Annotated in this window: 13 protein-coding genes; 12 read left to right on the top strand and 1 reads right to left on the bottom strand. The window is 56.7% G+C overall.

Features of this window, described 5'->3' with window-relative positions; genetic code table 11:
• Nucleotide 1 precedes the first annotated feature (1 nt).
• The 8 genes from C0U40_RS17375 (at nucleotide 2) to C0U40_RS17340 (ending at nucleotide 7257) form a co-directional block, all read left to right on the top strand.
• A complete protein-coding gene (locus C0U40_RS17375; RefSeq protein ID WP_286135075.1) occupies nucleotides 2-1129 on the top strand; it encodes an acyl-CoA dehydrogenase family protein in 1128 nt (375 codons plus the stop codon).
• A 2-nt stretch (nucleotides 1130-1131) separates the two neighbouring features.
• The gene (locus C0U40_RS17370; RefSeq protein WP_101657068.1) at nucleotides 1132-2055 is read left to right on the top strand and encodes an SDR family NAD(P)-dependent oxidoreductase; all 924 of its coding nucleotides are present in this window, start codon (nucleotides 1132-1134) and stop codon (nucleotides 2053-2055) included.
• A gap of 12 nt (nucleotides 2056-2067) precedes the next feature.
• On the top strand, nucleotides 2068-3264 hold the full coding sequence (locus C0U40_RS17365; RefSeq protein WP_101657067.1) for an acetyl-CoA C-acyltransferase: 1197 nt from the start codon (nucleotides 2068-2070) through the stop codon (nucleotides 3262-3264).
• 88 nt (nucleotides 3265-3352) lie between these two features.
• Nucleotides 3353-4363 carry an NAD(P)H-dependent flavin oxidoreductase gene (locus C0U40_RS17360; RefSeq protein ID WP_101657066.1) on the top strand — a complete coding sequence of 337 codons (1011 nt, stop codon included), beginning with the start codon at nucleotides 3353-3355 and terminating at the stop codon, nucleotides 4361-4363.
• A 5-nt stretch (nucleotides 4364-4368) separates the two neighbouring features.
• Nucleotides 4369-5016, top strand: a complete 648-nt coding sequence (locus tag C0U40_RS17355; protein ID WP_101657065.1) for a histidine phosphatase family protein — start codon at nucleotides 4369-4371, stop codon at nucleotides 5014-5016.
• A gap of 8 nt (nucleotides 5017-5024) precedes the next feature.
• Entirely contained in the window at nucleotides 5025-6053 is a 1029-nt protein-coding gene (locus C0U40_RS17350) for a phosphotransferase family protein (protein WP_101657064.1), read from the top strand.
• A gap of 5 nt (nucleotides 6054-6058) precedes the next feature.
• A complete protein-coding gene (locus C0U40_RS17345; RefSeq protein WP_101657063.1) occupies nucleotides 6059-6856 on the top strand; it encodes an IclR family transcriptional regulator in 798 nt (265 codons plus the stop codon).
• Complete coding sequence (locus C0U40_RS17340) at nucleotides 6853-7257, top strand: PaaI family thioesterase (RefSeq protein WP_101657062.1); 405 nt, start codon at nucleotides 6853-6855, stop codon at nucleotides 7255-7257. Before C0U40_RS17345 ends, C0U40_RS17340 begins: the two co-directional genes overlap by 4 nt.
• A gap of 2 nt (nucleotides 7258-7259) precedes the next feature.
• Here C0U40_RS17340 and C0U40_RS17335 read toward each other — a convergent pair whose 3' ends face one another.
• Complete coding sequence (locus tag C0U40_RS17335; RefSeq protein WP_101657061.1) at nucleotides 7260-8759, bottom strand: class I adenylate-forming enzyme family protein; 1500 nt, start codon at nucleotides 8757-8759, stop codon at nucleotides 7260-7262.
• Nucleotides 8760-8987: 228 nt separating this feature from the next.
• Between C0U40_RS17335 and C0U40_RS17330 the strand changes: the two genes are divergently transcribed.
• The 4 genes from C0U40_RS17330 to C0U40_RS17315 all read left to right on the top strand — a co-directional run bounded on the left by C0U40_RS17330 (nucleotide 8988) and on the right by C0U40_RS17315 (nucleotide 13328).
• Entirely contained in the window at nucleotides 8988-10232 is a 1245-nt protein-coding gene (locus C0U40_RS17330) for a branched-chain amino acid ABC transporter substrate-binding protein (protein ID WP_101657060.1), read from the top strand.
• Nucleotides 10233-10315: 83 nt separating this feature from the next.
• Nucleotides 10316-11272, top strand: coding sequence for a branched-chain amino acid ABC transporter permease (locus C0U40_RS17325; protein ID WP_101657059.1), 957 nt, complete (start codon nucleotides 10316-10318; stop codon nucleotides 11270-11272).
• Nucleotides 11269-12573, top strand: a complete 1305-nt coding sequence (locus C0U40_RS17320; RefSeq protein ID WP_101657058.1) for a branched-chain amino acid ABC transporter permease — start codon at nucleotides 11269-11271, stop codon at nucleotides 12571-12573. Before C0U40_RS17325 ends, C0U40_RS17320 begins: the two co-directional genes overlap by 4 nt.
• Nucleotides 12570-13328 (top strand): ABC transporter ATP-binding protein, encoded by a 759-nt coding sequence (locus tag C0U40_RS17315; RefSeq protein WP_101657057.1) that lies wholly within the window; start codon nucleotides 12570-12572, stop codon nucleotides 13326-13328. The genes C0U40_RS17320 and C0U40_RS17315 overlap by 4 nt, the downstream gene beginning before the upstream one ends.

Raw genomic sequence — 13328 nt, 5'->3', positions numbered from 1 at the left:
TATGACAAATCTGACATTAAACGAAGATGAAACAATGCTGGTGGACAGCGCCCGCGGCTTTCTGGACGAAGCCTCTCCGGTGGAGAAGTTCCGCGAACTGCGCGATGCTGGCAAAGCCTATAACCCCGAACTGTGGAAGCAGATGGCCGATCTTGGCTGGACTGGCGTTCTGGTCCCTGAAGATCAGGGCGGTATTGATATGGGGCACGCAGCGGCCAACCTGCTGGCGCAGGAGATGGGAAAAACGCTGGTATCCTCACCGTTTATCTCCACGGCTGTCATGGCAGCAACGGCGCTGCGGCAGGTGGCGGACAATCCCCGCGCTGCCGAGGCGCTGGCCAAAATCGCGAGCGGTGATCTGACCTATGCACTGGCGCTGGACGAGGGTGTCAAACACGCCCCGAGCAAGACACAGATGCAGGCGGAACGGGTCGGGAACGGCTTTTCGCTGAGCGGGGAGAAAACCTTTGTGGTGGACGGCGGATCGGCCGACCGGTTGTTGGTTCTGGCCCGTACGGGGGATGCGGACGATGCACTGACCCTGTTTGACATTCCGGCAGACCGCGACGGGATCACCCGTACAGCGCAGAATATGATTGATGCCCGAGACAGTGCGCAGATCAGCTTTGACGGTGTGGAGGCCACAGGTGAAGACGTGGTTGGCACCGTTGATCAGGCCATGAGCGTTCTTAATCCTGCACTGCGTGCCGGTCAGGCCGCACTTGCAGCGGAAATGACGGGGCTGAGTTCCGGCGCGTTCGGAATGACAGTCAGTTACTTGCAGGAGCGTAAACAGTTTGGTGTGCTGATCGGCCAGTTTCAGGCGCTGCAACACCGTGCGGCGCATCTGTGGTCCGATATTGAAGTCACCACATCCACAATAGCAAATGCGGGCCGGATGATGGACGAAGATCCCGAGAATGCTGCACTGGCCGTGTCGCTGGCCAAGGCGAGAGCCTGCCAGACCGCAAAGCTGGCGGTGATGGAAGGGGTGCAGATGCACGGCGGGATCGGTATGACCGATGCGTTCGACATGGGCTTCTTCATGAAACGCGCCCGCGTGGCGCAGGAATGGTTGGGCGATTACGGCTACCACGCCGAACAGATCGCGAAAATAAAAGGATATTAAGCATGACAATCCGTTTTGATGGAAAAGTTGCCATCGTAACAGGAGCAGGCATCGGACTGGGGCGCAGCCATGCGCTGGGACTGGCCGCGCGCGGCGCCAAGGTCGTTGTAAACGATCTCGGGGTTGCAGCGGACGGGCAGGGGCGGTCTTCTGCCGAGGCAGAGGCCGTCGTCGCTGAAATCATCGAAGCGGGCGGCGAAGCGATGGCCCACGGTGCAGATGTCTCGAACGAGGCAGAGGTCAAGGACATGGTGCAACAAGCCATGGACAAATGGGGCCGCATCGACATCCTGATCAACAATGCCGGTATCCTGCGGGACAAAACGTTCTCCAAAATGACGCTGGACGACTTTAAAAAAGTTGTTGATGTGCATCTGATCGGCACCGCCACCGTAACACACACCGTCTGGCCCATTATGCGCGAGCAGGGCTATGGGCGGATCGTTCTGACCGCCTCTTCCTCGGGGCTGTACGGCAACTTCGGCCAGTCCAACTATGGCGCGGCCAAGGCAGCGATGATGGGTCTGATGAACGTGTTGCACATGGAAGGCGCGCGGGACGATATTCGCGTCAACACGCTGGCACCAACCGCGACAACCCGCATGACGGAAGAGCTGTTCACGCCGGAAGTAGGTGAGTTGCTGCGCCCTGAAACCATTACACCGGGCGTGCTCTACCTTGTTTCAGAAGACGCACCTTCCCGCGTGATCATGGGCGCCGGTGGCGGCTCTTTTGCGCAAACCCGCGTGTACGAAACCAAGGGCATTACCCTTGGGGGTGATGACATCACACCTGAAAATGTCGCTGCCCAATGGGATAAGGTAACAGACCCGACGGATCAGGAAATCCTGACCCAAGCTTTTGAACAAACCGGAAAATACGCCAAGAACGCCGCCGATCTGGCTGGCATCAAACTGGAAAAATAAGGAACTAGCATAATGCGCGACGCAGTTATTGTATCTACCGCCCGTACACCGATCGGCAAAGCCTATCGCGGTGCTTTCAACGCAACGCTTGGTCAGGAACTGGCCGGCCACGCGATCAAACACGCAGTGCAGCGCGCCGGTGTCGAAGGCGTTGAAGTGGATGATGTTGTGATGGGCGCTGCCCTGCAACAAGGCTCCACCAGCACCAACATTGCCCGTCAGGCGGCCATTCGCGCAGGGCTCGGCATCACAGCGCCGGGTATGTCACTGGACCGTCAGTGTGCTTCTGGCATGATGGCGATTGCGACAGCGGCAAAGCAGGTCATCACTGATGGTATGGATGTTGTTGTGGGGGGCGGTGTTGAATCCGTGTCCACCGTGCAAACACCGAATATGTTCCTGACACCTGACCCGTGGTTCAAAGAGCATCAGCCCGATATGTATATGTCCATGCTGGAAACCGCCGAGACCGTTGCGGCCCGCTACAACGTGTCCCGCGAGGCGCAAGATGCCTATGCTGCACAGTCCCAAGCCCGCACCCACGCAGCCCAGCAGGCTGGCAAGTTTGATGACGAAATCGTGCCTTTGACCTCCACCATGAAGGTGATGAACAAGGAAACGAAGGAAGTCACCGAGCACGAAGTGACGCTGGACAAGGACGAAGGCAACCGCCCGAGCACGACTGAAGAGTCGCTTGCCGGTTTGCAGCCTGTGTTCAAGGACGGTCTGGTCATCAAGGAAGGCAAGTTCATTACCGCCGGTAACGCCTCGCAACTGTCTGATGGCGCGTCTGCTGCGGTTGTGATGGAAGCCAAACTTGCCGAGCAGAAAGGCCTGCAACCGCTGGGTCGTTATATTGGTGTGATGGCTGCCGGTCTGGCACCGGACGAGATGGGCATCGGTCCGATCTATGCGGTTCCAAAACTGCTGAAAGCGCATGGTTTGAAGATGGACGACATCGGTCTGTGGGAACTGAACGAGGCTTTTGCCGTCCAGGTGATCCATTCCCGTGATGTTTTGGGTATTCCGGACGAGTTGCTGAACGTGAACGGCGGCGCGATTTCTATCGGCCACCCTTACGGTATGTCGGGCGCGCGGATGGTTGGCCATGCGCTGATCGAAGGCAAGCGTCGGGGCGCGAAATACGTTGTCTGCACCATGTGTGTTGGTGGCGGTATGGGCGCTGCGGGTCTGTTCGAAGTTCTCTAAAACACCGTAACCCATCAGAAATAATGAAACGCGCCGGAGGTTCCGGCGTGTTTTCAGTCAACTGTATAACCTGTTAAGGATCGCCTTCATGTCCCGTCCCTGGAACGCAACCCACGCCGAGTCCCACCTGCCCAAAGCCCTGCAGGGGCTGCGCATCCCCGCCGTTGCCTCCCCGATGTTCATCATTTCTGTGCCTGCTCTGGTCATTGCCCAGTGTAAGGCGGGGATCATCGGTTCCTTTCCAGCACTCAACGCCCGTGAAGCAGACGGAGAGCATCCGCTGCTCGACACATGGCTGACCCAGATCAAGGAAGAACTGGACCGCCACAATCAGGCCAACCCGGACACACCTGCTGCGCCCTATGCGGTGAACCAGATTGTGCACCGCTCTAATGGTCGTCTGGATCGGGACATAGAAATCTGCGTCAAACATGAAGTTCCGGTCTGGATTACCTCGCTTGGGGCACGGGTAGAAGTGAACGAAGCTGCTCATTCCTGTGGTGGCATCACGCTGCACGACATCATCAACAATAAATTCGCCAAAAAGGCGATTGAAAAAGGCGCTGACGGCCTGATCGCGGTTGCCGCGGGTGCCGGTGGCCATGCCGGTCCGCAATCGCCGTTTGCGCTTATTCAGGAAATTCGCAGCTGGTTTGACGGTCCGCTGCTGCTGTCCGGTTCCATCTCCACAGGCAGTGCGATTGCTGCTGCGCGGGCAATGGGGGCAGATCTCGGCTATATCGGGTCGCCGTTTATCGCAACCGAAGAAGCAAATGCCGTACAGGGTTACAAGGATGCTATCGTCAACGGCTCTGCCGCCGATATCGTGACTTCCAGCCTGTTTACCGGCGTTTCCGGCAACTACCTGCGTCCGTCGATTGAGGCAGCAGGCATGGATCCCGACAACCTGCCGTCAGCCGATGCTTCATCAATGAACTTCGGGTCCGGATCTTCCAAACCAAAGGCGTGGAAGGAAATCTGGGGTGCAGGGCAGGGGATCGGTGCGATTAACGCCGTGCAGCCTGCAGCGCAACTGGTGGATCGGATTGCCAGCGAATACCACGCAACTATGGCGCGTCTTTCCGGCGAAGCCGGTTAACCGGAATGGCGGAACTGATCGTTATCCGGCACGGGCAGGCGTCTTTCGGGGCAGACAATTATGACCGTCTGTCCCCCGCAGGCCACGAACAGTCCCGCCTTGCGGGTGCCCTGCTGCGTGCGCGGGGGTGGGTGCCGGACCGCATCGTGGTCGGCTCTCTCGTGCGCCAGTTGGAAACCCTGAATTCGATGGGTTACGACAACCCCGAGATACACGCAGGCTTTAACGAATACGACTTCCACAACTTGCTGCACACGCGCTACAACGGGGAAGTGCCTGATCTGGTTATGGGGGATCGCAAGACCCATTTCCGCACCCTGCGCGAGACCATCTTTGAATGGCAGGACGGCGGCCTTGCGGGCGCTTCCGAAAGCTGGCTCGATTTTACCACACGGACCGAAGATGCGCTGGCAACTGCAACCCGTGAAGGCGCAGAGCGGGTTCTGGTCGTCAGTTCCGGCGGCGTAATCGGACAGACTGTAGCCTCTGTTGTAGGGGCGGCGCCCAAAATGATGATGACCCTGAACCTGCAAGTCAAAAACACCTCGATGACCAAGATTATCTTCTCTGGCAAGAAACGGTTCTTGCATGAATTCAACGCCACACCGCATCTGGATTCTCCGGAATTCGCAGAGATGCTGACCTACAGTTAGGGGATGCCATGAGTGATACACAAACGCTGGATGCCGCCGTCGTCGCGGACTATCTTTCGGATAAGATCGACGGGTTTGAAGGCCCGCTGGAGGTTGAAAAATTTCAGGTCGGCCAGTCCAATCCGACTTTCCTGCTGAGAACGCCCACCCGCAATTTCGTGCTGCGGCGCAAGCCACCCGGAATGTTGCTGAAATCGGCCCATGCGGTGGACCGTGAATTCCGTGTGCAGTCCGCGCTGGCAAATACGGATGTACCGGTGGCCAGAATGCACCACCTTTGCGAGGATGACAGCGTAATCGGGTCTATGTTCTACGTGATGGACCATGTGGACGGGCGCAATCATACGCTGCCCACCATGCCGGATCAGGACAACGCCATGCGCAGCGGCGTGATTGACGATATGAACCGCGTGCTGGCCGCCCTGCACGATGTGGATATTGATGCCGTGGGCCTGTCGGATTTCGGCCCGCCCGGTAATTATTACGAACGCCAGATTGGCCGCTGGTCCAAACAATACCGTGCATCGGAAACCGAAACGGTTGCCGATATGGATCGTCTGATGGAGCTTCTGGTTGAGCAGACACCGGCGGATGACGGCCAGCGCACATTGGTTCACGGGGATTACCGGATTGACAATATGATGTTCGAGAAAGACGGGCCGCTGTGTCTGGCCGTGCTTGACTGGGAACTTTCCACCATCGGCCATCCCTATGCGGATCTGGCGGCGGTGATCATGCAATGGCAGATGCCTGCGACAACGGAAGGCCGCGGTCTTGCCGGCGTGGACCGCGCCGCTCTTGGTTTGCCGACAGACGCCGAATTTATCGCCCGTTACTGCGAACGTCGCGGCATCGGTCCGATTGACAATTTCGGCTTTTATCTGGCATTCAATTTCTTCCGGATGGCGGCGATTATTCAGGGAGTTCTGAAACGTGCGCTGGACGGGAATGCGTCTAATCCGGAGCGCGGCAAACAGATGGGGCAATATGTGCCGGTCTTTGCCAACGCCGGTCTGAAGGCGCTTGAGCAGGGATAAAGTAAATGGCCGAGATTCATGTCATTCCGGACCTCGACGAGGATAAGGACCGCAATTTCATCACCGCGCTGGCCCGCGGGCTGGATGTGTTGCGCTGTTTCCGGCCAAATGAATCGGTCCTGACCAATACAGACATCGCCAAACGCACGGGGTTGCCAAAACCCACCGTGTCCCGCCTGATCTATACCCTGTGCCGTCTTGATTACCTGTCGCTGGATGAAAAATCGGGGGGCTACCGGTTAGGAGCAGGGGTGCTGTCGCTTGGCTTTGGCGTTTTGTCCGGCATGGAAATTGCCGAGCGTGCGAAGGAAGAGATGCTGCGCCTGCGGGACGGGCCGAACAGCTATATCACCTGTGCGCTGGCGGAACGTCATTTGACCGACGCGATCTACATCGCGGTGGAGCGGTCTTGCGAAGATGTGTCCTTGCGGCTTTCGATCGGATCACGGCTGCCACTGTTCTTTTCGGCCATCGGGCGGGCTATCCTGGTCGGGCTGGACGAAGCCGGACTCGAAGCTGCTTTTGCCTGCGGTGCCGAGTTTCTGCCCGATCTAGTAGCGGAGCAAAAAGCGAGCTACGCGGAGGCGAAAAACCAGTACGAAAAAGTCGGTTTCTGTTCCGGTTTCGGTGACTGGCGTCCTGATGTGAATGGCGTGGCTGTGCCCGTGCGCGGGCTGGACGGACGTGTGTTCGGATTGAATGTCGGCGGACCGTCCTTTCATGTCAAACCCGATGAACTGGAGACGGTCTACGGGCCGATGCTAGTCAAATCGGCAGAGCTTTTAGGGATGAACCGGCGATGAATGACGGATCCGATCTTTTTGAAGAACCTTATGAATATCAAAAGCTTCTCGGTTATAGTGTAACCGCTTGGGCCGAGGGTGAAGCTACGATAGAAATGCCGCTCGAAACCAAGCACGGCAATCGCTACGGGCTGCCTCATGGCGGGGTACACGCCAGTCTGCTCGATACCGCTATGGGGTTTGCCGGAAGCTACACTGGCGATCCCGATGCGCCACAACTGGTGATGACCCTGTCGATGACGGTGCAATATCTGTCGCGCCCGAAAGGCAAGCTGCTGATCGCCAAAGGCTGGCGCACGGGGGGCGGACGAAAAACCTATTTTGCTGATGCAGAACTCAGCGATGAAACCGGAGAGCTGATCGCCAAGGCCACAGGCACCTTCCGTTATCGCAGCCGATAGGGCTACGCTTTTGCAGCGTCCTTCTCTGCAATCCTGTCTGCGAAATGCGTTAACAATTTGTGTTTGAATATCTTTCCGGTCGCGGCGGCAGGATAATCATCAACAATGAAGATATGGCTCGGAACCTTGTAGGCCACCAGCCGTTCCCGCAGCCAGCGTTTCAAGGTTTCTTCGTCCAGCCTGTCCGTGCCTTTCACGAAGGCAAGAATTTCCTCGTCGCCCTGTACCATGCGTCCTACAACAGCGGCCTGAAACACATCGGGATGTCTGGACAGCATCGCCTCTATTTCCGGGGGGTGGACGTTGAAGCCGGAGCGGATGATCAGTTCCTTCAGACGGCCCACGATATGCAGCCCGCCGCCTTCGTCAAACCGGCCCAGATCGCCGGTGCGGAAAAAACCGTCGTCGGTCATCGCTTCGGCCGTGCGCTCGGGATCGCGATAGTAGCCTTTCATCACGTTTTCGCCCCGCACTTGTATTTCACCGATGCCATCTTCGTTTTTGTCCCACAGCCGCACATCGATCCAGTCGTAAGGCTTTCCGACACCCACATCGTCTCGGGGGCTGTCGTTGTGAGTGGCCGCGATGGAAGGCGAGGTCTCTGTCATGCCGTAACCGTTGTTAAGCGGTATGCCAAAGACCTTTTCCGCCCGCGCTTTCAATCCGGGATCAAGGGGGGCGCCGCCGGTCATCATGCTGATCAGGGCAGGGGCATTCAGTTCTTCACCGGCTTCGTGCAAATGCTGCATGATCGCCGCCATCATCTGGGGCACCGCAGGGAAACGGGTGGCCCCGTCCCGCAGCAGCGCAAGTACAGCCAGCGTGTCAAATCGCGCGAACAGATGGAGCGTGGCCCCGGCGATCATGGCGGGCAGAAAAACCGAGGCCAGCGCGTAAATATGAGTTCCGGGGAGAACACCAACCACGCAGTCGTCCGGTGTCAAACCGTGAAAGCGGGCAGAGTTCCCTGCGCTGAACAGCAGGTTGTTATGGGTTAGCATAACGCCTTTGGGCGCACTGGTCGTGCCGGTAGTGTACAAGAGAACCGCAACCTGATCGCTTCCCGCACTGACCGGCTCCGTTTCGGTTTCCTTAACCTTTGTGGCATAAACCGGACCGCAGGCGAGCGCACCGATCTTATCCGCCTCCATCCGCTTTGCATGGGCGCGGGCCGGTTCAGAGGCACTGTGGGTGAAAACCACACAACGCGGGGAGGCATGGGATGCTATCGCGGCAATTTCTTCGGCGGATTGTCTGGCGTTTACTAACACCAGCCACGCATTCAACCGGCTGGCCGCAAACACCATAGCCGCGTAGAGAACTGAGTTCTCGGCAACCAGTACAACTCGGTCTCCACCGCGCACCCCGTGGTTCTGCAAAATTTGTGCCAGCGCTGCGGATTCCATCTGCAATTCGCCACACGAAAACGCAGTGCCGTCAAAATCCACAAGCGCTTTTGCACTGGCGGGTTTCCCCTCCAGAACCTGATGTAACCGATCCATTGCATTCCTCCCAGATGCCGCGCTCCCACACGCTCGAGTGAGTGAAACAGAAACACGTCCGTCGAAAAAGTATTAAATGTAATGACGTTGCAGTTCGGCGAAAGACCCAATGTGACCCAACGTTACGAGCTGGTGAAATACTTGACTTATCACCAGAGTGTGTAAGTCTTTCAGGTATATCAGCCGCGCCTTGAGCGCAGGACGATATTCATTCTGGGAGGAATAATAATGATCAAGAAAACCAAATTAGGCATGGCCACGGCACTGGCCGTCAGCTTGGGCGCGTCTGTAGCTTTTGCGGATACCGTAAAGATTGCTTTCGTTGATCCGCTGTCCGGACCGTTCTCGCCAACAGGGACCAACGGGTATGCCGAATTTCAATATGCTGCTGAAAAGCTGGTAAATGAACAGGGCGGTGTTCTGGGCGGAGACATGTTCGAGATTGTCGGCTTCGACAATAAGATGAGCCCGAAAGAATCTCTTATTCAGGTGCAGGTCGCGATCGACCAGGGCATCCGTTATATTGCGCAGGGGAACTCTTCGGGGATTGCGCACGCGATCACTGACGCTGTGAACAAGCACAACCGCCGCAACCCCGACGACCGTGTGCTGTTTCTGAACTATGCCGCTGTCGATCCGGCGCTGACCAACGATGCCTGTAACTTCTGGCACTTCCGGTTTGATGCCAACGCAGACATCAAGATGGATGCGCTTACAGATGTTATGGCAAAGGACGAAAACCTCAAGAAGGTCTACGTGATCGGCCAAGACTATTCCTTCGGTAAATCCGTGGCTGCGGCTGCTGTCAGCAACCTTGAAGCAAAACGTCCCGACGTAGAGATCGTCGGAAACGAATTGCACCCGATTGGTAAGGTGAAAGACTTCACACCTTATGCTCGCAAGATCGTTTCTTCCGGTGCCGACGCCGTGATTACAGGCAACTGGGGTGCGGATATGGTTGGTCTGGGTAAGGCAATCATCGACGCCGGTTTCGACGGCCCGATCTACACTTACTATGCGGCCTCCAACGGCATTACCCGCACCTTTGGCGAACAGGGTACAGGCCACATCTATCTGGTGAGTGAGGGCGCTGTGAACCCGCCTGCTTCGGACCGGACTGCGGCTTATGTGGAAGGGTTTGAAGCCAAATACCCTGACCACGATATCACCCAGCCCCGTATCGCGAATACGATTGAGATGCTTGCGAAAGCGATCAATGAAGCCGGTACCGCAACTGATGTTGTTAAAGTGGCCCAGGCTCTGGAAGGGATGGAACATGACAGCATCTGGGGTGGCAAACTCTACATGCGCCCTGACGACCACCAGATCATTCAGAACGTCGACATCCAAGAGCATACCAGCGAAGGTATCCAATTCTTCATGGACGCCTCCGACTGGGGTATGAAACTGGTAAGCGAAGTCGAGATGGCTGGCATGGACAGCCCGACGACCTGCAAAATGAAGCGCCCGTAAAGGCTGTGCTTTGCGGCCCGCTTCGGTTTCCTGAAGCGGGCCTTTTTTGTCAAAAATTCAAAAATCGTTAGGGTTGGGACACGATGGAACTTGTTCTCGTTATCCTGATTGACGGTCTCGTGTATGGATTGCTTCTGTTTATGCTTTCCAGCGGGTTGACGTTGATCTTTTCAATGATGGGTGTGCTGAACTTCGCCCATGCCAGTTTTTATATGCTGGGCGCTTACTTCGCTTATCAAATCAGCCGCTACATGGGCTTCTGGCCGGGGCTGATCCTTGCGCCGATCATCGTCGGTGTCGCGGGAGCCGCGATCGAGAGGTTCGGGCTGCGTAAGGTACACCAGTACGGCCATGTGCCAGAACTGATCTTTACATTCGGTCTCGCCCTGCTGATCGAGGAAATCGTCCAGTTCTTCTGGGGTAAGAACCAGGTTCCCTATGATGCGCCCGAAGTCCTGCAATTCGCGCTGTTCTCCATCGGAACAAACGAAATTCAGGCCTATAAGGTCTTTATGATCGCAATTTCCGTGCTGATCTTCCTGTGTCTGCTCTACGTGCTGACGAAAACGCGGGTTGGTATGATTATTCAGGCCGCTCTGAGCTATCCGCGCACGGTTGAGGCTCTGGGCCACAATGTTCCGTTTATCTTTATGGGGGTATTCGGTGTGGGGACTGCACTGGCCGGTCTGGCCGGCGTGATCGCTGGACCGCAACTCGGGACATTCCCGGGGATGGCCTTCCTGCTCGGCTCTATCGTGTTTGTGACCATTGTTATTGGCGGTCTCGGCTCGCTCTGGGGAGCGCTCGTCGCGTCCCTGCTGATCGGCTGGATGACCACATTTGCCGCCTCTTACAACGTTGCGATGGCGGATATCCTGATGGCTGTCGGCTTTGAAATGCCCGAAGAGATGTCGGAACACGCCTTGCGGGACATCTGGACACTGACCCTGCCGCAAATCGGTCCGATCCTGCCTTATCTGCTGATGGTCGTGATCTTGGTATTCCGCCCCTATGGCCTGTTCGGAAAGCGTGACGCATGACAGATACAAGCTCTATAATGGCAAAGAAAAGGTCCTACGGCGGGTTAAGCACGGGTACGGTAGCCCCTTGGGTCATCTGCACGGCAATTCTGCTGGTCCTGCCCTATGTGTTCCAGTCGAACTCTGCTCTGACGATTATGAACCAGATGGCGATCACTATCGTTTTTGCGCTGGCCTATAATATGCTGCTCGGGCAGGGGGGCATGCTGTCCTTCGGCCATGCGGTATACATGGGTATGGGCGGTTTCATGTGTATGCACGTGATGAACTGGGTGGAATATGAAAATATTCCGCTGCCCCTGCCACTGTTGCCGGTTATTGGCGGCTTGTTCGGCATGGGCATGGCGACGATCATCGGATCGTTTTCAACCCGAACCGCCGGTACTGTTTTTGCCATGATCTCTTTGGGTATTGGCGAACTGATCGCGGCCAGCTCTGTTATCGTTGTCGCCTTCTTTGGCGGCGAGGAAGGGGTAAGCGGTGACCGGACCTATGGCCTGCCGGTCTTCGGCTACGAGTTCCTGACCAAGATCGAGGTTTACTACCTGACCGCCGGTTGGCTCGTCCTGTCGGCGTTGCTTATGTACCTGTTTTCCAGAACCCCTGTGGGGCGGATGGCGAATGCGGTGCGCGACAACCCGGAACGGGCGCAGTTCCTTGGCTATTCGGCCCGTTGGGTGCGGTTCTATTCTTTCTGCGCCTCGGGCTTCTTTGCCGGTGTTGCAGGTGGTCTTTTCGCGATCAACTTTGAAATCCTGACGGAAGAGAACCTCAACCTCGTCACCTCCGGTTCGATCCTGTTGATCACCTTTCTGGGCGGCGTCGGGTTCTTCTTTGGTCCGATCATCGGTGCCATCGTATTTACCCTGCTGCAATCGGTTCTGTCGCTGCAAACCGAACTCTGGCAGCTTTATGTAGGTGCCCTGTTCGTTCTGACGGTGATGTATTTCCCCGGCGGACTGGCAGGCGTTCTTATGATGCATGTGGTTCCTTACAAGCTCGGGAAGCTTGGCACGCTGGTTGTGCCTTACATCAAGACGCTGATCCCAGCGGCCATCGGCATTCTGGGGCTGGCAAGTTTCTGTGAGCTTATGTTCCACTTCAAACATGCCGCGGTCGGAGAGCACGACATGAGCCTGTTCGGTATCGAGTTTTCGACCCACAGTCCGATCCCTTGGATTGTGATTATCGGTTTAACTGTCATCGGGTTCTGGCTCGCGAAACGCAGCTCTGCGGAACTGCGTGAAACATGGGGCAACGCAAATGTAATGACCTCGTCCAAAGAAGGAGGCGCGCAATGACGGCTGCACTTGAACTTGAAGGCTTGCGCAAATCCTTTGGCAAGACCGAGATCATTCGCGGGGTGGACCTGTCTATCGGCAAGGGCGAACGCCATGCCATCATTGGTCCGAACGGGGCGGGGAAATCCACCCTGTTCAACCTGATCACCGGACGGTTTCCGCAGACCTCCGGCCATGTGCGGTTGCACGGGCATGATCTGGCGGGAAAGGCCCCGTTTGAAATCAACCGGATGGGACTGTCCCGCAGTTTCCAGATCACCAACATCTTTCCGCGCATGACGGTGTTTGAAAACGTGAGATGCTCTTTGCTGTGGTCGATGGGCTACAAATACAGCTTCTGGAACATGGTCAGCAAATCCCGTGCATTGAACGAAGGGGCGGAAGAGATCCTTGAACAGATCAATCTTTCCAGTCGCCGTGACTTGCCTGCGGGCGTTCTCAGCTATGCAGAGCAACGGGCGCTGGAGATCGGCATCACCATTGCGGGCGGGGCGGATGTGATCATGCTGGACGAACCGACAGCGGGGATGTCCAACACGGAAACCGACTATATCGTCGGGCTGATCGAAAAAGTCACAGAAGGTAAAACCCTCATCATGGTGGAACATGACATGGGTGTTGTCTTTGGTCTGTGTGACCGGATCAGCGTGCTGGTTTACGGCGAAATCGTAGCGACCGGCGAACCCGAAGCGGTGCGCGCGGATCAAGCGGTGCAGGAAGCCTATCTTGGCGCAGCATTGGAGGCAGAGCACTGA

Source organism: Neptunicoccus cionae (assembly GCF_002860325.1).
In the GTDB taxonomy this organism is placed as follows: domain Bacteria; phylum Pseudomonadota; class Alphaproteobacteria; order Rhodobacterales; family Rhodobacteraceae; genus Amylibacter; species Amylibacter lutimaris.
The sequence above is the reverse complement of the archived record's forward strand: the minus strand, read 5'-3'. Positions and strand labels throughout refer to the sequence as shown.